This window comes from Moorena sp. SIO4A5, from assembly GCF_010672005.1.
Lineage (GTDB): Bacteria > Cyanobacteriota > Cyanobacteriia > Cyanobacteriales > Coleofasciculaceae > Moorena.
Genome location: NZ_JAAHHZ010000122.1, coordinates 1 through 18,167 on the forward strand (window position 1 = coordinate 1; position 18,167 = coordinate 18,167).

The 18,167-nt window shown below is 43.0% G+C and carries 17 protein-coding genes and 2 pseudogenes; 9 read left to right on the forward strand and 10 right to left on the reverse strand.

Going from position 1 to position 18,167, the window contains the following annotated elements; translation table 11 throughout:
- Nucleotides 1–493: 493 nt before the first annotated feature.
- Both F6K57_RS27005 and hpsP read right to left on the reverse strand, forming a co-directional pair.
- Complete coding sequence (locus tag F6K57_RS27005) at nucleotides 494–1,387, reverse strand: SPFH domain-containing protein (protein WP_293020454.1); 894 nt, start codon at nucleotides 1,385–1,387, stop codon at nucleotides 494–496.
- A gap of 102 nt (nucleotides 1,388–1,489) precedes the next feature.
- Nucleotides 1,490–2,671, reverse strand: a complete 1,182-nt coding sequence (gene hpsP, locus F6K57_RS27010; protein ID WP_293071560.1) for a hormogonium polysaccharide biosynthesis glycosyltransferase HpsP — start codon at nucleotides 2,669–2,671, stop codon at nucleotides 1,490–1,492.
- Nucleotides 2,672–2,810: 139 nt separating this feature from the next.
- Here hpsP and F6K57_RS27015 point away from each other — a divergent pair, with 139 nt between their 5' ends.
- Nucleotides 2,811–3,047, forward strand: a complete 237-nt coding sequence (locus F6K57_RS27015) for a hypothetical protein (RefSeq protein ID WP_293071561.1) — start codon at nucleotides 2,811–2,813, stop codon at nucleotides 3,045–3,047.
- Nucleotides 3,048–3,209: 162 nt separating this feature from the next.
- Here the strand turns inward: F6K57_RS27015 and F6K57_RS27020 are convergent, their stop codons facing one another.
- Nucleotides 3,210–5,393: an ATP-binding domain-containing protein gene (locus F6K57_RS27020; protein ID WP_293071562.1), complete on the reverse strand. Its 2,184-nt coding sequence runs from the start codon at nucleotides 5,391–5,393 to the stop codon at nucleotides 3,210–3,212.
- Between the two features lie 416 nt (nucleotides 5,394–5,809).
- Here F6K57_RS27020 and F6K57_RS27025 point away from each other — a divergent pair, with 416 nt between their 5' ends.
- The gene (locus F6K57_RS27025) at nucleotides 5,810–5,995 is read left to right on the forward strand and encodes a hypothetical protein (protein WP_293071563.1); all 186 of its coding nucleotides are present in this window, start codon (nucleotides 5,810–5,812) and stop codon (nucleotides 5,993–5,995) included.
- 119 nt (nucleotides 5,996–6,114) lie between these two features.
- Here F6K57_RS27025 and F6K57_RS27030 read toward each other — a convergent pair whose 3' ends face one another.
- Together F6K57_RS27030 and F6K57_RS27035 are read right to left on the reverse strand one after the other, a co-directional pair.
- Nucleotides 6,115–7,890 carry a VWA domain-containing protein gene (locus F6K57_RS27030; RefSeq protein ID WP_293071564.1) on the reverse strand — a complete coding sequence of 592 codons (1,776 nt, stop codon included), beginning with the start codon at nucleotides 7,888–7,890 and terminating at the stop codon, nucleotides 6,115–6,117.
- A complete protein-coding gene (locus tag F6K57_RS27035) occupies nucleotides 7,874–8,068 on the reverse strand; it encodes a hypothetical protein (RefSeq protein WP_293071565.1) in 195 nt (64 codons plus the stop codon). Before F6K57_RS27035 ends, F6K57_RS27030 begins: the two co-directional genes overlap by 17 nt.
- Before the next feature lie 627 nt (nucleotides 8,069–8,695).
- On the opposite strand from F6K57_RS27035, the gene F6K57_RS27040 reads away from it, so the two are divergent.
- Complete coding sequence (locus F6K57_RS27040) at nucleotides 8,696–9,646, forward strand: DMT family transporter (protein WP_293020463.1); 951 nt, start codon at nucleotides 8,696–8,698, stop codon at nucleotides 9,644–9,646.
- A gap of 370 nt (nucleotides 9,647–10,016) precedes the next feature.
- On the opposite strand, the gene F6K57_RS27045 is transcribed toward F6K57_RS27040, so the two are convergent.
- Together F6K57_RS27045 and F6K57_RS27050 are read right to left on the reverse strand one after the other, a co-directional pair.
- A complete protein-coding gene (locus F6K57_RS27045; RefSeq protein WP_364304269.1) occupies nucleotides 10,017–12,248 on the reverse strand; it encodes a tetratricopeptide repeat protein in 2,232 nt (743 codons plus the stop codon).
- A gap of 171 nt (nucleotides 12,249–12,419) precedes the next feature.
- Nucleotides 12,420–12,584, reverse strand: a complete 165-nt coding sequence (locus tag F6K57_RS27050; protein WP_293071566.1) for a hypothetical protein — start codon at nucleotides 12,582–12,584, stop codon at nucleotides 12,420–12,422.
- Between the two features lie 176 nt (nucleotides 12,585–12,760).
- On the opposite strand from F6K57_RS27050, the gene F6K57_RS27055 reads away from it, so the two are divergent.
- The 4 genes and pseudogenes from F6K57_RS27055 to F6K57_RS27070 all read left to right on the forward strand — a co-directional run.
- Nucleotides 12,761–13,165, forward strand: coding sequence for a type II toxin-antitoxin system RelE/ParE family toxin (locus tag F6K57_RS27055; RefSeq protein WP_293071567.1), 405 nt, complete (start codon nucleotides 12,761–12,763; stop codon nucleotides 13,163–13,165).
- A 44-nt stretch (nucleotides 13,166–13,209) separates the two neighbouring features.
- Complete coding sequence (locus F6K57_RS27060) at nucleotides 13,210–13,509, forward strand: helix-turn-helix transcriptional regulator (RefSeq protein ID WP_293071568.1); 300 nt, start codon at nucleotides 13,210–13,212, stop codon at nucleotides 13,507–13,509.
- A 519-nt stretch (nucleotides 13,510–14,028) separates the two neighbouring features.
- Nucleotides 14,029–15,015, forward strand: a complete 987-nt coding sequence (locus F6K57_RS27065) for a nucleotidyltransferase domain-containing protein (RefSeq protein WP_293071569.1) — start codon at nucleotides 14,029–14,031, stop codon at nucleotides 15,013–15,015.
- Nucleotides 15,016–15,109: 94 nt separating this feature from the next.
- Nucleotides 15,110–15,550 (forward strand): annotated as a pseudogene (locus F6K57_RS27070) (SLATT domain-containing protein); the annotation flags it as partial.
- A 106-nt stretch (nucleotides 15,551–15,656) separates the two neighbouring features.
- Here F6K57_RS27070 and F6K57_RS27075 read toward each other — a convergent pair.
- Complete coding sequence (locus F6K57_RS27075; RefSeq protein WP_293071570.1) at nucleotides 15,657–15,821, reverse strand: hypothetical protein; 165 nt, start codon at nucleotides 15,819–15,821, stop codon at nucleotides 15,657–15,659.
- A gap of 17 nt (nucleotides 15,822–15,838) precedes the next feature.
- Between F6K57_RS27075 and F6K57_RS27080 the strand changes: the two genes are divergently transcribed.
- Together F6K57_RS27080 and F6K57_RS27085 are read left to right on the forward strand one after the other, a co-directional pair.
- Nucleotides 15,839–16,270 carry an alcohol dehydrogenase catalytic domain-containing protein gene (locus F6K57_RS27080; protein WP_293071571.1) on the forward strand — a complete coding sequence of 144 codons (432 nt, stop codon included), beginning with the start codon at nucleotides 15,839–15,841 and terminating at the stop codon, nucleotides 16,268–16,270.
- Between the two features lie 427 nt (nucleotides 16,271–16,697).
- Nucleotides 16,698–17,270 (forward strand): CAP family protein, encoded by a 573-nt coding sequence (locus tag F6K57_RS27085; protein WP_293071572.1) that lies wholly within the window; start codon nucleotides 16,698–16,700, stop codon nucleotides 17,268–17,270.
- Between the two features lie 89 nt (nucleotides 17,271–17,359).
- Here F6K57_RS27085 and F6K57_RS27090 read toward each other — a convergent pair whose 3' ends face one another.
- Both F6K57_RS27090 and F6K57_RS27095 read right to left on the reverse strand, forming a co-directional pair.
- On the reverse strand, nucleotides 17,360–17,737 hold the full coding sequence (locus F6K57_RS27090; RefSeq protein ID WP_293071573.1) for a hypothetical protein: 378 nt from the start codon (nucleotides 17,735–17,737) through the stop codon (nucleotides 17,360–17,362).
- A gap of 230 nt (nucleotides 17,738–17,967) precedes the next feature.
- A pseudogene (locus F6K57_RS27095) lies at nucleotides 17,968–18,167 on the reverse strand (hypothetical protein); the annotation flags it as partial.

Here is an 18,167-nt window from a genome sequence, read left to right on the forward strand (position 1 = left end):
AACCTAGTTTTCACCGAGTTATCCATCTCAATACGCTCCTTTGGGTGGGAACTTGGCCTGAATCCTGACCGTGGAAAGGCTCTTACCCCTTTCGCTTCTATGAGCGCCTTCATCGGTCGCCCCTTGATTGTAAACATAGCAAAACTAAGGCTTTCAAGCAACTCCTCCCCGGGATGTGAGGAACGCCTAGAAAGATGGGTGGGAGGTTCAACTCCAATTACTGCGCTTACCACCCCTTACTCAGGCAACAATACATTGCACCTTGACCGTTTAATCCGGGTTTATCCTGTTTTATTACGGTTTAAGAGTATCCCAGCTGATATAGCAGTCGCCAGGGCAGTTAGGAAATGACAAAAGTCTCAAACCTAAGTAAGCGCAAGAGTTTGACTCTCTTGGTGCGCATTCTGATGGTGATTTTTAATCACCAGGGTCGCACCGCTTCTGACTTCTGACTTCTGACTTCTGCTATAGCTGATCGCTGATTGCTGATAGCTTAGAGTTTAAGACTACCAGTATTGACCACAGGTTGTATATTTTGCTCAGCAGTCAAAACCACTAGCAAATTGTTAATCATTGCTGCTTTTGTTTCCTCGTCTAGCTCAATAATTTGGTGATCGTTCAGCCGCTTGATGGACATTTCCACCATGCTCAAGGCACCTTCGATAATTTCTTGACGAGCTGCTATAATAGCTTGAGCTTGCTGACGCCGTAGCATGACTTGGGCAATTTCTGGAGCGTAGGCTAAATAGGAAATACGACTATCAATCACCTCGACACCTGACACCTCCAAGCGAGCCTGTAATTCTTCCTTGAGAGCTGCTGCAATCTCTTCGGGGCTGCCTCTTAGTGACGCTAGGTTTTCTTGATTAGTATCGTAGGGATAGCGACTGGCTAAACCACGGATAGCGGTCTCACTTTGGATGGCAACAAAATCTACATAGGAATTGACGTCAAACGTGGCTTTGGCTGAGTCTACAACTCGCCAGACAACTACCGCAGCAATCTCAATGGGGTTCCCTTTCGCGTCATTTACCTTCAGCTTCTCACTGTTGAAATTACGCACTCGTAGAGAAACCAGTTGCTTGGAGGCGAAAGGGTTAACCCACCAAAAGCCAGAGGTACGGACACTACCAACGTAGCTGCCTAAAAACACTAGCACTCGGGCTTGGTTAGGCTGCACAGTCAGAAAGCCTTTTACGGCAACCAAGGCTACGATCACTAGACCAATACCAAATAAGTTGTTGGTATAGAGAAATAAGTCGTTGATATTGGAAAACCCGACTAGACCTTTACCTAACCACACACCAAAACTAGCGATCGCAATAATCCCTACCAGAGCAGCAAAACCATTAATTTTAAAGGTAGGAATTTCCTGAATACGTTCCATTTGCATGTATCGTTTGTGTATTGCTCTTTGTTGTTTTAGTTAATTGGCTGATAAGTCTATTTTGCTTGGTTTATCGGGGATTTGACAGTACCCGTAGGGGTACTAATGACTAATTTGACGGTAAACCTGAATCATTTGTTGTGCGATCGCATTCCAACTATAGTGCTTTAAAGCATAGTCCTGAGCCTTGACTCCCCGCAGTTGGCATTCATCCTGATTTTGAAGGGCTTCCCGTAACTGTCTAGTCAAAGCCTGAACCTCGCAAGGACTGACCCATCCTGCTTCAGCATCTTTGACGTTTTCCCAAATATGGACTTGGTCAGAAATCACCACTGCTGTCCCAGCCACCATCGCTTCCGCTACCGCAATCCCAAAGTTTTCGTAGTAAGATGGCAGCACAAATACGTCCGCATCCTTTAACAATGCTGCTTTCAAGTCACCGGTCACGAAACCAGTAATGGTAGTATTTGATGATAGAGTTGAAGCCTTGATCTGCTCTATGATACTATTTTCATAACTTGGGTCTTGAGGATTAGTTCCTGCCAAGACAAAGTGAAATTGGAGTCCCTCGTTTAATAGCTTTTCTAGAGCTGGGATAAGTAAATCCAATCCTTTCTTCGGGTCAATACGAGACATAAACAACACTAAGGGCTGGTCATGGGGAATCTTCAATTCAGTACGTGCTCTCCCCTGTTGTTGCTCGAGTTGTTGCTGGATTGGCGGCGTCACTCCTAAGGGAATCACGATATCAGGGGATGCTGTCCCAAAACGTTCCGAAATCTTAGCTTCCTGTGGACTCGTAAAGTGTATACCAGCTGCTCCAGCTAAATTCGGTTTCTCCCACAGTGCGGCATAGATCCGCTTTAGCTGTTGTTTCTTCCGCAAATCCGCTGGGTCAAGGGTACCTAAGGGACGCAATAGGTAGGGTAATCCCTGTTTTCGGGCGATGGTAGCCGCTGCTGTACTGACTGGGGAAAATAAGGCATGGATATGGGCAAGGTCAAATTCTGAGGCGTGTTGCCATAGCCAGCGTAATAAGCCCAGGGAAAATTTATAGCGGCGAAAGGGAGAGCAACGGAAGTATCTGATCTGATAACCATCCTGTTCTACTGGTTGATCCAGGGGTACATCCAAAGGGGGTTGACCAGCATCCCCATTAGAGTTAGTAGTTAGTACTGTAATTTCTACCCCTTGAGATGCCAGAGCCTGAGATAGTCCCTTTACCATTTGACTCGGACCACCATATACCAGGGAAATCGACGGGACGATTTGTAAAATTCGCATGGGATATTTCTTAATACCAAGTTGGGTCAAAGATAGCACTATTCCTAATCAACCTTAGGAGCAATCACGACCTTACGCCATCATTGAGCAACCTTTAGGTAAGCATTCAGCCGTCAGCTAAAAGCTCACGCTACTTGAGGTGCCGTCAGCCTTGTGGCACAGGCTTTGGCCACGCTACGCGAATGGCCACGCTGTGCGAACGACGCTGGGAGGTAACTCAGCATTATTCCAATGCTTACTTGTTGTCTTGATGCAAAGCGCGAGTGGGGGAAACCCCCAAGACCGTAATGGTGCGTTTTCCGTAGGCGAATTAAATTCGCCACGGGTCGCACCTCTGCATCGCTTATTCCAAAGCTGGTATAGCACTACGCATTAAGATTAGGACATTCCTAAACTCCGAAACTTAGTCATAGCTTACTTCTGACTTCTGACTTCTGACTTCTGACTTCTGACTTGCGCGTAGCGCTATAGCTGATAGCTGATAGCTGATAGCTTAAGGATTCCTGTTCCCTATTCGGAAGTTCAACAGTTGTGACGGTTAACCTTCTTCAAGGTCACCAATATCCCGCTTCAGAGGTCGCTTGTAGGTAAAGGTGAAGGTATCGCCACTCTCAATGACCTGGCGGATTTCGCTATACATGGGATAGTCACCCACTCCACTGACACTTGCCCAGCCCCGCGCCCTAGTTAATGCCACAAATAGCTGGTTACGCAAACTGACATCACTCTCTTTCCTGGCAACATTATCAACACCGACCACATACACCATATCCGCTTCATTACCCTTAGCACGGGGCACACGAGATATGGTTACTCCACCATCTTTCCAGAAGCGATCGCGATCAACGTGGGGCCATTGAGGCTTTAGTTCATTCAACTCCAATGCCGTGGGAATATAAATATCAATGTCTTGCTCCATCAAAACAACAGCGACATGATTTTCTAATTCAATTGCTTCGGAAGTGGACCCTAAAACTAGCACTAAGATTTCTTTACTGGCTTTCAGGTCATCATCAACCAGATTATGCATAATCTTATCCGCCAAAGCACTCATTTCTTCCTGACGAGAGCCATAGGTTTCAAAGTCTAATACTGGTGCGCTCCACAATTCAGGAACTGGATTGGGGGAGTTTTCTTTTGGACGATGGATGGTGATTTGTTGACCGGGAATAAAGTTACCTTTGACTTCATAACCAATTTTTTCCCAATCTTCCTTTCTGGTAATTCCAGTTAGCATGCCCTCAGGACGTAGCAACCCCATTCCGAGCCCATGAGCAGCGGTGAGAATTGAGCCAGGAGTGCGGTAGCAGCGCCGCATAACTTCAGATTTTTTAATACCACCGGGGTATTGTGGTCCTTGTGACAAAAGTCGGCTGAGATTTTCACCTAACAGTTCTTTTGTGGTAGGGATTTTTAAGGTGTCTAGGCTTTGAGCTTCGTCATAAGCCCAGATTAAGCGCCGTTGTTCTGGCTGTTCTGGGTTAACGGGTCGTAAGGCTTGATAAGCTAGCCAATAAATTGCTTGTTTGCCCTGGAATTTTAAATAATCTTCAGTAACTAAGTCTTGTCCTTCATCAATTAAAATAGCATCAAAGCAGGGTTCAATGTTGATTTCTTCCGATAGCCGTTTACAAAGTTCTGCTAAACCACGATTGGGCTGTCTTTCCCGAGTATCCCGAGCGGATTTGGGTCTAGCCCCATTTAACTGGCAAATTGTGCTGTATAAACCAGGCTGATCCTTAGCTCCCCAAGCATGAAGCACTCGCAGTTTGTGGTTAGTCTTGTGGTCATACTGGATATCACCATTGCTGAAACGACGCAGCCATCGATCCACTAACCCAATCATTAAGTCGTAGAGGGTGCGACTAAAAAACACTAACCCAATCGTCCAGTCTGGGTGCTTCAAGTGCATATGAGCAGCTTTTTGGCATAGCAGCACTGTTTTTCCTGACCCCGCAATCCCCCGCAGCCGCTGAAACCCAGGAGGGATTTCTTTTCCAATGTGTTCCTGCTGCATATCTAATTCGTAGAGTTGTTGGGAGTAAGCGGCTACAACATTAGCGCGCGTTTTGCCTTCGGTAGAGACTAGGCTACGCAGAGGTTTACGGAAAATAGGTGCTCCGCTGATCACGGCTAAAAGTAACTTCCACTGCTGATCATCTATGTCTTCTCCTGGTATCACTGATTCACTTTCTTGAATACACTCTAGGAAGCCAACTTTACCGAGTTGGTCTTGGAAGATAATGGGAGGACAGTCTGGCAGTTGGTCAAAACCGTGGTGTTGCCATTGTTCTTGAGTAATTAGAGGAAGAGCAATCATCGCCCTACCGGTAACTTTGCGCCAAATAGCAGGTTCGCGATCGCAAAAGGCGAGTATTGCTTTTAACTGATGTTCAGCTTGTTGGTAGGGATGTGCTTCAGTGGTGGAACAGTTTTGGAGTTGCCACTGATCACCATCAATAGTAATGATTTGATCAATGGTGATAGATTGGATTTCAATTACTACTAGACCAAGGTCTTGATCAGCAATTAAAATATCAGGCTCTTTAGAGATTTCCCCTACTTTAGAAAAAATAGGATAGCGCCAGTAGCCAATACAATTGCGTTCTGAAAAAGCACTGCGAGTGGCATCCCACACTCTTTGTTTTCCTGTTTCTTCACTTTCTGTGATCGGTTCAGTGGTAATAAATTTGCGACCCTGATCTGTATCGATAACCGACATTTGGGCTAATTTCCTCTGGTAAGATTTACATCGCTTTTAAGGTGAGGTACACAATTTTAGGGAATAGGGAGTAGGGAGTAGGGAGTAGGGAGTAGGGAATCGGGAATCGGGAATCGGGAATCGGGATAAAATCCTGTGTACCTCATAAGTATGGTAAACGGTAGATTAAATCCGTATTGCTATAGCGCGTTACCATCTCCCCACATCTCCCATACCTCCCACACTTCCCTGTCTTTCCCTACTCCCAGCTCGGAAGCTCCCTCAAACCCAAGACGAAAGTACTTCACCTAATTGAGAACTGCTATACTGCTGAATACAGTCCTAAAGCTAGAGTTCCCAAATTGTCAGCTATGGAATACAGGGTGCAGGGAATTCAAGGGGCGCGGGGAGATGGGGAGATGGGGAGATAGGGAGATTTGGAAAACTCTATTCTGGTAAGGCAAAAGCAAGCTGAAGCGGTTAATCTGCTTCAGTCCTGGATTGATGATGAGGATATTGAAGAGCAACAAGAAACAGGTCAGTACTTGATCCATGCATTGGATCAGGATCGACTCTCGGAGCGTGAGTTATTCCCAATTGAGATGAAGGGTGTAACTTGGTGAGGGGAGCCATAGTGTTGGATGCAGGGCCGGTCGGTCTGATCACCAATCCCAAGCTGTCTCCTGTTCATCGAAAACTACTTCTTCCCGATTCCCGATTCCCGTTCCCCTCCTGGGAGGGGTTAGGGGTGGGTTCCGATTCCCGATTCCCTATCTCCTATTTCCTGCGCACTCTCAACCAAATCAATAAACTCAGCTCGATAACCCTCTAAATCTACCCCTTCGGATTCTTTTGCTAATGTTAATGCTTGGTCAAAACTAGCTTTACCTTTGTAAGGAGAATCTCTTAACACCATACCAAAACTGGCAATGGCAGCGGAAAACTTAAAGTTATCGGAAGCATCGTCTAGCTTGACTGCTTTATCAACCAAGGGATAGGTGAGGAGTTGAGAGGTGTTACCATCAGGTTCTTTGTAACGTAACTTGACCTGCATTAATTCTTTGGAATTGGTTGTTGAAGCAGCATTGGATTGATATTTCAGAGGGTCAATATCTGGTAATTTGACATTAGTTTTCGCTCCCACAGGAATAATTTCATACAGTGCTGTGACCGTATGCCCAGCTCCTAATTCTCCGGCATCTTTAGTATCATCATTAAACTCTTCATCCTTCAGCCGTCGATTTTCATAACCAATCAAACGATAGGCTTGGACTTTGGCAGGATTAAACTCTACTTGAATCTTAACATCTTTGGCAATAGTGAGTAGAGTTGCTCCGATTTCGTTAACCAGGACTTTCTTAGCTTCTAACTCGTTATCAATATAAGCATAATTGCCATTTCCTTTATTAGCAATTTTCTCCATCTTGGAGTCTTGTAAATTACCGGTACCAAATCCTAATACGGTTATGAAAACTCCTTTTTTTCGCTTCTGTTCAATTAGTTTAACTAATTCGGTATCACTGGAAACTCCGACATTAAAGTCTCCGTCGGTTGCGAGAATAACTCGGTTATTTCCTGATTTAATAAAATTATTCTGGGCGAGTTTATAAGCCAGTTTAATTCCTGCTCCCCCAGCAGTAGACCCTCCGGCATTGAGATTCTCAATAGCTGTTAAGATTTTATCTTTCTGGTTGCCTGGAGTAGGAGGTAAAACCACGCCCGCAGCGCCAGCATAGACGACAATACTAACCTGGTCTTCTTCTCTCAATTCATTGACAAGCATCCGAAAGGCATCTTTGAGCAGGGGAAGCTTATTGGGACTATTCATAGAACCGGAGACATCCAGCAAAAAGACAAGATTGCTGGGAGGTAAATCTTCAATGGCCATCTTTTCCCCTTGGATACCAATGTGAACTAATTGGTGAGTGGGATTCCAAGGAGCTTGAGAAATTTCTGTGGTAATCGAGAAAGGGCGATCGCTTTCTGGTTCGGGATAGTCGTAGTTAAAGTAGTTAATTAATTCTTCGATACGGATGGCATCAGTAGGGGGGAGTTGACCGTTATTAAGGAAACGACGAAGATTGCTGTAGGAGGCGGTATCAACATCAATAGCAAAGGTAGAGAGAGGATTATGCTTTACTCTCTTAAAGGCGTTCTCATCAATGGGACTATAGTTTTCTCTGTTGCTGACTTCTGGGATAGCTTGCTCTGGAATTGAGCGACTAGGAACTTGTTTAAAGGCGGCATTTGGGCTATGGGAGAGTGGCCTTGGGGCTCGGGGTTTCAAACCTCTGTTAGAGAAATTCTGAATAACACTATCCGCCGACCTCCCGACCTGGGCTGATTCCATAAGTTCTGATTGGCGCTGTCTTTGGTCACGTTCTACGTCTTGCGCTACAGGTAGATTAGAGCTTTTTTCTGATTCTTGGGCTGAACGCTGATTGTGGCAAGCTGTTGTTAGCTGTGCCAAGATAGCGACCATTCCGGAAAGGAGGAATAGTCTAAGTAATTTGTTCATTTGATTTGCCCTCTGTATTGCTTATTCCTAAGCTAATCGACAACAGAAGGCTGATGGTCTGTGTTGCGCTTTCTGTAACGGTTAATCGGGAATCGGGAATCGGGAATCGGGAATCGGGCATCGGGCATCGGGCATCGGGCATCGGGAATCGGGCATCGGGAATCAGGGAATCGGGCATCGGGAATAGTGATTAATCGTAAGGTGTGCAGTGCCTAGCAATCCTATGGTCAGCCAATGAATCTGGATTAGCCTCTATATTAAATGGTATTTTGCAGGGTAAACGGATCTAATTTTGTTAATTCCTATCTATAATGTTTTTACCATCAAATAAACACTATATGTATAAAATATATTGTCAACTATCGCCATAAGGCCAGGTTTATTGAAAAGTACCCGTGGTTGATTGACAAGATGGGTTTATCCTATGATACTTTTACAGATATAGGAGTGGAAGCAAAGCTTAAGATATCTTATGCTTCCTGATCCAAAGCTACCTGTCCCCTTTCAATAAGAAAACTATGTCTTAAGCTGTACTTCTCTTCCTATCAAATTAGATAAACCATGGCTACTCGCCATAGTTTATACTGATGATGTACTTAACCCTTTTTATAGAACTTTTCTTAATTAGGAGGTACACATCATTTTTTTTGGTTCGCTATTCCCTATATCCTTTTATAGGTTCTGGTGATCCACTTTTCTGGTGATCCGCTATTTCCTGTTGTCTAAAATTCAGGATTATCTACCTCAAATCGTTTAAAACAACTGTTTACAACCACTATATAATCCCTAATTAAGGAAGTTGATCATGTCTACTAAAAGTTCTGCAATCTGGGGATCTTCTTCCTTAGCAATTGCCATTTTTGCCCTATCGTCTTCACCAATTCTGACTCGCATAACAGAACATGATATGGGCCCTTATGGAACAATATTTAATCGGTTTTGGATTGCCAGCCTAGCGTTGGGCCTTGGCAAGGTTATCAAACTACTTTGGGATAAGCACAGCGGACGCTTATCTACTACTGATAACACTGATAACAAGGCTTATACTGTAAAGGATTTTTTCTCCTTATTTCTTGTTGCTAGCTTAGATTCAATTTGCCTAGTGACGTGGGCTTGGTCTCTGACAAAAACAAGTGTTGCTAATTCTAATCTTCTCCACAACACCACTCCTATCTTTGCAGCTGTCGGCGGATGGTTACTGTTAAGCCAATCCTTTAATCGTCGCTTCCTAATCGGCATGATGCTGGCTCTAGGAGGAACGTTCTTAATTGGTTTTAACGATTTTCATATCGATCGAGATACATTGATAGGGGACAGCGTTGCATTACTATCTGCCCTTTTCTATGCGGCTACACTTTTGGTAACAGAGAATCTCCGAGTAAAATTTGACACAAGCACAATTTTACTATGGCTTTATACCTTGGGTGGCCTATTGTTGTTACCATTAACATTGCTATTTGAAGATAGACTATTTCCTGCTTCCTTTTCATCATGGTCTGCTGTTATTGGCCTAGGACTTTGTGGCTCTATAATTGGATTGGGTGCATTATTCTATAGTCTCAAACAATTTTCATCTAGCTTTGTCTCTCTCATCCTATTGCTGGAACCCATGATTGCAGCATTATTTGCCTGGCTAATTTTTGCAGAAAAATTGAGTTGGTTAAATGGCTTGACGTTTATAATCGTATTATCTGGGATTTATCTGGCTCAATCAGATGGAGAATTAGATAATATCGGCTCTACCGAAGCTACTTAATATGTAATAGCAAAGGGAACAGCTAGGGGAGCATGTCAAATTTGTAATTAGGTACATAGATCCCCCCTAACCCCCCTTAAAAAAGGGGGGAATTAGATTGAAAAGTCCCCCTTATTAAGGGGGATAATGGGGGATCTGAATCAGGGATTAACAAAACTGACATGCACCCATCAGCTGGTGGGCAGTGCCTAGCAATTCTATGGTTAGCAAATGAATCTCTGTGAAGCACTGCCCACCCTACTTGCTATTCCTACTGAACCCAGTTAAGATTCATCTTGACACTCCCCGCGCCGAAGCCCCAAACATCCCACACTCCCCACACTACCCACACCTCCCACACTACCCACACCTCCCTCTCTTTCCCTATTCCCTATTCCCTATTCCCTATTCCCGATTCCCGATTCCCGATTCCCGATTCCCGATTCCCGATTCCCGATTCCCGATTCCCTGTTTCCTGTTCCCTAATCTCTGCTTCCAATGCCCGATTTGCCCAATCCCGTGCTTTGATAGCGTCTCGGTAGTTTGGCTGGTAGCGCACTGCTTTATCATAAGCAGCGATCGCTTTTTTATACTGGTTGACTTTAACTAATGCATTGCCTAGGCTATACCAGGCTTGGCTGTAGTCAGGTTTATAGTTAACTGCTTGTTGGTAAGATGCGATCGCATCTTTATATCGTTCCAATTTATAGAAGGTATTGCCTCGACTGTACCAAGCTTGGTAAGGCTTGGATTGTAGTTTAATGGCTTTGTAGTAAGCTTCCAGGGCATCTTCATATCGCTGGACTTGATGGAGTGTCCAACCGCGACTGTACCAGGCTTGATAGGAATTAGGCTGGAGTTTAACGGCTTGCTCAAAGGACCCTAAGGCTTCTTGGTATTTCCGTAATTTATTTAAGGTATTGCCCCAGCTATACCAAGCTTGGTAGAAGTTGGGCTGGAATTGAACAGCTTGCTGATAAGACTTGGCTGCATCTTTATACTTTTGCAAATTGCTCAAGTCATTACCCCGCTGATACCAGGCTTCAGCGGAATTAGGTTTGTAGTCTAAGGCTCGGTCGTAGGATTGTACCGCTGCTTTATATTGACGCAAATTATGTAATGCCCAGCCCCGTCTATACCAAGCTTGGTAAGAATCGGGTTTGAGTTTAAGGGCTTTGTCAAAGGATGCGATCGCATCAAAATAATTCTTGGACTTAACCTGGACATTACCAAGACTAATCCAAGCATCCAAGTCATTGGGCTGGAGTTCCAGGGCGCTATTAAACGCTTTAATTGCTGCGTCATAACGCTTCAACTGCTCCAAGGTTTTACCCCTACCCTTCCAAGCTGCACTATAATCCGGCTCAATTTGAATCGCTTGGTCGTAAGCGTTTAGAGCTTCTTCATAGTACTTTAGTGCAAACAAGGTCTTGCCCTGACCTTGCCAAGCTGGAGCATATTCCCCTCGGATTTCCACAGCTCGATTATAAGCGTTCAGAGCCTGTTCATAGCGCTTCAATTCTAAAAACGTTTCGCCCCGGTTATACCAATCCGTCGCATTAGCTCCCCTGAATGCTTTCACCATAAAAACCGTTGCCGCAAACCCCAATCCAATCACCCCGGTGTACATTAACACTTGGTACCGTTTTAGTCTGAATCGTTGCGGTTTAGGGAGCAGGGGTTGTATAGATGACGCAATTCCCAACACTAAGGTAGCGCCAGTTTTAGTAGTGTTAGTATTTATGTTATTATTACTAGTTTTATTACTAGTTATAGTAGTCAGTGCTTGTAAGGCTAAGGTAGCTGATTGGTAACGCTCTCGGAAATCATAGCACACCATTTTATCTAAACTATCGGCTAATTCAGCACTTACTGATATCTGGTTATGCCAGGTGATTTCCCCTGTATCAGGGTGAAGGGGCAATTGGTGAGGACGTAAACCGGTTAAACCAACAATCCCGATCATCCCGACAGCATAGATATCACTGCTTAATTGCGGGTAACCATTGGCTTGTTCACTCGGTCGATAGCCAGGAGTACCAATAGCAACCGTAAAGCCAGTGTTGCCCCCTTCCAGGATCTGAGTACTCACTTGTTTAACCGCACCGAAGTCAATCAGTACTAATTTGCCATCTGATTTACGCCGAATGATGTTTTGAGGATTGATATCTCGGTGAATAATATGCCGTTGATGAACAAATTCTAAAACTTCCAGGATTTCCTGCAACAGGGAAATCACCTGATGTTCATTGACCTGGGTTCCTGGTACAAGTTCCTGGCTGAGGTCTTCCCCTTCAATCAATTCCTGCACCAGATAGAAGTCTTTATTTTCTTCAAAATACGCAAAAAGCTGGGGAATTTGCTCATTACTTCCCAACTGGTGTAGTATTTTGGCTTCTGTCTCAAACAGTCGCCTAGCGGTCTGCAATGTCAAGGTATCCGTGGCTACTGGCTTGAGCTGCTTAACCACACACTGATTCTCACCAGGCAAGTGTTGGTCTTCAGCTACGAAAGTCTGACCAAATCCACCTTGTCCCAGTTGACGAATAATTTTATAGCGTCCACCGATCGTTTGTCCAAGACCCAAGTTCATCCAAGTTCTATTGCTCCGGGAAATCCTCACCACCTATTCAAGGAGGTAGATCACTAGTGATAGTGCTACCCATGATAATATACAAAATCCTTAAGTGGTGATCAGAACGTTATCGCTACGATAAAATAGGGTGGGCAGTGCCGCCGTTAGATTGATTTGCTTGGGTACACTTGTTTTAGGCACTGCCCACCAAAGGATTAATCACAGAAAATAGTAGGCTGGGCAGTGCCGCCGTGAGATTGATGTGCTTGCGATCGCGTAGCGGCTCGTACCGAGCATCGCGTTTTTAGGCACTGCCCACCAAAGTAGTAGGGTGGGCAGTGCAGCAGTAAGATTGATGTGTTTGGGTACACTTGTTTTAGGCACTGCCCACCAAAGGATTAATCACAGAAAGAGTAGGGTGGGCAGTGCCGCCGTGAGATTGATTTGCTTGGGTACACTTGTTTTAGGCACTGCCCACCAAAGGATGAATCTGGGGGACTGACGCAACGCCCCCTAATCCCCCAATTCTAAGTAAGGTGAAACTTCCTAGTTGACATAGTATGGCAAAGTTTGATAACATTAGTGTTATCAAACTAGCAATAGTTAAAATTTTGCAATGGAAAGTTGAGTTTTACCAATTAGCAAATGGTAGTTCCCCTCCCTTAGATTGGTTCTTTGAACAAGACACTAAGGTACAGGCCAAATTTGCTCGTATATTTAAACTTCTCCAGGAACATGGTATTTCTTTAGGAATGCCCCATGTGCGTCCCATAAAAAACTCGAAGCTATTTGAAATTCGTGTAGAACAGAAAACAAATATTTATAGAATTTTTTATTTTGCTTATACAGGTAGGCGTTTCATTTTACTGCATGGTTTTCAGAAAAAGACTCAGAAAACACCAGCCAAAGAAATTGAAATTGCCGAATCTCGTAGAGCGGAATTTTTAGCACAGGAAAATAATTAATTGAGCAATCGGCAAAGTAAGTGCCAAAATAGGAGGAAGAAAAAATGAGTGCAAAGACAATTAAGTGGGATGATGTTCGATCGCAAGTTCTAGCAAATCCAGAAGTTAAAGCCGAGTATGAAGCTCTAGAATTTGAGTTTAATATTGCTAGTCAGGTTATTGCCATCAGAGCTGCTACTGGTCTAACTCAACGAGAATTTGCTCAGCGCTTAGGTATGAAGCAATCTCAATTAGCAAGAATTGAATCGGGAAAACAAGTTCCCAAATTGCAAACCCTTGCCAAATTAGCAGCTAGTGCTGGTTATGCTATGGAACTTAAATTTACTCCCCTGGTTAAACCTTGATCCCATTAACTGAACCCTGATTACTGAAATTCGATAACACGCGATCGCTTTCCCTTTCATTGTTGCTGAATCAAGGCATGAAGATAAAGTGGTGCGTTACTAGAGGGTTTTTCCCAAGACTTGATAGGAGGAAGTCAGAGCGAGTCCGTCCCTAATGCACCCTAAGCAACTGAGAAGGTGCGAACCCAGGTGACCAAATTCCCAATTCCCGATCATTGGTGACAAATTGCATTCATTCTTAATTTGTCACCAATAAACCTACATCGATAACTACATCATCATGAACCGAAAGCATCAACTTGAAACCTTTGTGAATACAGCGTGGGATACGCAACAGATAGGAAGGCACGGCAGCGCTTGAACAGGCATTGATTCAAAGGTGGAAATCGCCGTTTAATAAGGAGTATTGGAAGTGGTGGGGTAAACCATTAGGATAATTTGTTATAATATAGGGGTGTATTTGGTAATGTCATGATAGATTCCTTATAATTTATGAGGCTTCTATTGCCAACCTAAATAATGGATTGCCAAGGGATCAACAGTAGAGCTAAGGAATTATTTAGTATTTTGGCTTGGCAAATATTGACTGCTGAAGATATGAATAGTATTCGGGGGACTGATTCAATGTCTGTAGCTAATCAATTCAATAACCTTTGCAACAATTTAAAGGTTCCACAGAGTACTCGCAGCACAATTTCAGACCGTTATGAACGGATAACTCAAAGGCTAAATCTAGACTTTTGGAAAATTAATTATCAAGTAAAACATAGTATTTATGTAGGATCTTATGGTAGAGGAACAGCCGTTAAAGGTTTTAGCGATTTAGACATTATATTTATTTTGCCTCCTGATTTATATCGTCAATATAATAGTTACCAATCTAATGGTCAATCAGCACTTTTACAATCCGTAAAAAAATCATTACAAGCCACCTATTCTAGAACCGATATAGGTGGAGATGGACAAGTAGTAGTAATTCAATTCACAGATGGGATAAAATTTGAAGTTGTTCCTGCTTTTGAATGTAAGGACAGTAGTTTTCGTTATCCAGATTCTAATAATGGAGGAAGTTGGAAAAATACTAATCCTAGACCAGAAATTAAAACTATTAAAGAGAATGATAAATTAATGAATGGAAACTTGATTAACTTATGTAGAATGGCAAGAGCATGGAAAAAAGAATGGAATGTCCCAATGGGAGGGCTTTTAATTGATACTTTAGCTAATAATTTCTTGAGAAGTTTGCAATATAAATATCAATCTTATATTTTCTATGACTTGATGAGTAGAGATTTTTTAAAATATTTATCAAATCAAACTCAAACTCAAAAATACTGGTCTGCTGTGGGTAGTAATCAACATATTTACAGAAAAGGAAAGTTTGAGTACAAGGCTAAACAGTGCTATCTAATTACATTAGAAGCCATAAAATATCAATTAAAGAATAGGAATTATTCTGCAATACAAAAATGGAGAGAAATTTATGGAACATCATTCCCAGAATGAATATTCTAATGCAGTTAAGATTTTAGAGTCTCAAATTCGTGAATGTTTTGGGCGTGTTGTTTGGACTCAAAAAATTCATTAAAAATGCTCGAATCTTTATAAAGATAACCTAGATAGACTAAAAATAAGTGAAATTATCTTATCTGCTTTAGTTACGACAAGTTTGTTGATCAGTATTTTTCAAAATCATGATATGGGTACTATTGTTGCTGCTATATTATCAACAATTTTATTGGTTATTCAAATTTATACAAAAGATTATGATCTACAAAAATCTTCAAAAGACCATGCAGTAGCTGCTCACCAACTCTGGAATATCCGAGAACTATATATTTCATTACTAGCAGATATAAAGTCAGGAATTATCAAAGTTGATGATATTAAGACTCAACGAGATGAATTACAACAACAATTAAACCTGATTTACAAAAATGCACCCAGAACAAATGCAAAAGCATATATCCAAGCTGGAAAGGCTCTCAATCAAAATGGAAAAATTAATCAAGGAGAAGAAATGACTTTATCAGATGAATAAATAGATCGTTTTTTACCTACTGATCTACATAAAAAAAACTAATATAATTCAATATTTATACTTTCACAAACTAATTGAATAGAGTCATAAACTTAACTCTCAACCATCATCTGTTCTCCGACAACAATCGTGCCAAATCATCAAGCTTGTTAGCATCCGGATGATAATCACAGGCTTTCTCCCAAGTTTTCCCATAAGTTGATGTAGGGTGGGCAGTGCGGCAGTTTTCAACTAAAAACTGCAATACAATCGAATCGGCGGCATTGATCATAAAAGGAAAACCAAGATATGAAAGCCATAGGATATAATCAGCCTGGACCAATCACTGCACCAGACGCGCTGATCGAATTTGAAACCGAAACACCGGAATTAGGGGCACATGACCTGTTGGTGGAGGTTCGGGGAATTTCGGTCAATCCTGTGGACGTGAAAGTGCGCGCCAAGATGGCACCGGAAAAGGGTACCAAGATCATTGGCTATGATGCGGCAGGTGTTGTTCGAGAAGTTGGCAGCGATGTCAGTAAATTTAAAGTAGGTGATGAAGTCTATTATGCCGGTGATATCACTCGACCGGGCACCAACTCCGAGCTCCATGCCGTTGATGAGCGGATTGTCGGGAAAAAGCCGAAATCCCTGGGTTTTGCGGAAGCAGCGGGTTTTCCACTGACCTCCATTACTGCTTGGGAAATCCTGTTCGACTGCCTCGGGGTCTTTGAATGAATATTCGTAGAGTGGGCAGGATGCCCGCACCAAAAGATCCCCGAACAGGCAAAATGAATGGCGTTGCTGATTCTGGGTATGGTTTCGCCCCCCTAGCCCCCCAGCGAGCAATCCCTCGCTCGGGGGATTTAGGGGGCTTTAATAAAACCAGATGATCGCGGATTCATTCCTTAATTCAGCAACGCCAAAATTGATACTGCTGGCCAAACATTTCTTAACACGCTGAAAGCCTTGATATTCCCTGTAATAGTCGAAAAAATTTTTATAGTTTTGTAACGTAATCAACGGCAGAATCAGTGTTTTGGATGTTAACTTATATTTCGCCAGAAACATCCGACAATGTGGAACTTTATTTGCTGCATAGAGGTCTATTGGTTTGTGACATGAGACATAAAAATTTTTTCCCTACCTAGTCAGGAGTAAGTCCATGAATCGGAAGCAATTCTTGAGGGTTGTTTATGTCGGCTTGGCAACGATAATTCCTTTGGGGATAATCAATAGTAACTCAGTTATGGGGCAAAGAGGAATAAACTTAAGTACATTGCGCAGCACAAGTTTGTCTAAGCACAATACTTATCGGAGCACCCATCATAGTCCTAATATGACCCTGAGTAGTTCTCTCAACAACAGTGCTCAAAGCTGGGCGAATCATCTGGCAAGCAATGGCATTTTCCAACACAGTAAAACCAATGTGGGAGAAAATCTCTTTGTCTCCTATACCACAGCATCGTCTGTAGACACAGCTACCCTAGGGAACCAAGCAGTGACTAACTGGTACCAAGAGGTTTCTGACTATGACTATGCCAATCCAGGGTTTTCTGGAAAGACCGGGCATTTTACTCAGGTGGTATGGAAGAATAGTACCCAATTAGGGTGTGGTGCAGCCCAGGGCGTCAAAACTATTCAAGGTAGACAATATAACGCCTTCTATGTCGTCTGCCAATATGGGCCTGCGGGTAATGTGCTTGGGCAGTTTCCTAATAACGTTATGGCACCTTAGCTTACGGTGACCGTCCCACTATTTTTGCTTAAGCTATCAGCTATCAGTCCTCAGCTGACCGCTGAATCCTGACGGCTGATAGCTTAGATTTACCCTGCTTGAGATTTAGTCAATAATTTCAGAATTTCTACAATCTCCCCCTGTCGGTTAGACAGTTGTTCCTGTCGCTGAGAGAGTTGTTCTTGTCGCTCATCTAAGTTCTCCATTATGCCATACATTCGGGATTGACTTTGAGCTAAATTAGACTGAGAGTTTGCTAAATCGGCCATCACAGAATACAGTCGAGAGCGATCGCGTTTCAATTCACTGACAGTATCGGTTAGAGCGTCGATAGCACGAGCATTAGAATCGGTTCTTTGACGAAGCTCTTCGAGCTGTTGGCTGATCCGTTCAATCTGTTGGTCGATGCGCTCAATAGCAGTTAGTAAACGGTTAAAACGGGTATCAAACTGGTCTGAATTTGTCATTTACTGCAATAGTGTTTAGTGTTTTTTCAAGAGCTATCAGCAGTCAGCGGTCAGCGGTCAGCGGTCAGCTTATTTTCTTCAAAAGCACCAATTGCGCTACGGGCACGCTGCGCGAACAGTAGCACCATCTGTAGGCCATAGGCTGATAGCTGATAGCTGATTACTGATAGCTAAATGCTTAGGCTAGTGGTTCGCGCATCTTAATTAGATTTAGTCAATAACTTCAGAATTTATACAATCTCACCCTGTCGGTTAGACAGTTGCTCCTGTCCCTGAGAAAGTTGTTCCTGTCGCTCATCTAAATTTTCCATCACGCCATACATTCGGGATTGACTGTCCGCTAAATTAGCCTGAGATTGAAATAAATTAGACTGAGATTGTGCTAAATTAGCCATCACAGAATACAGTTGAGAGCGATCCCGTTTGAACT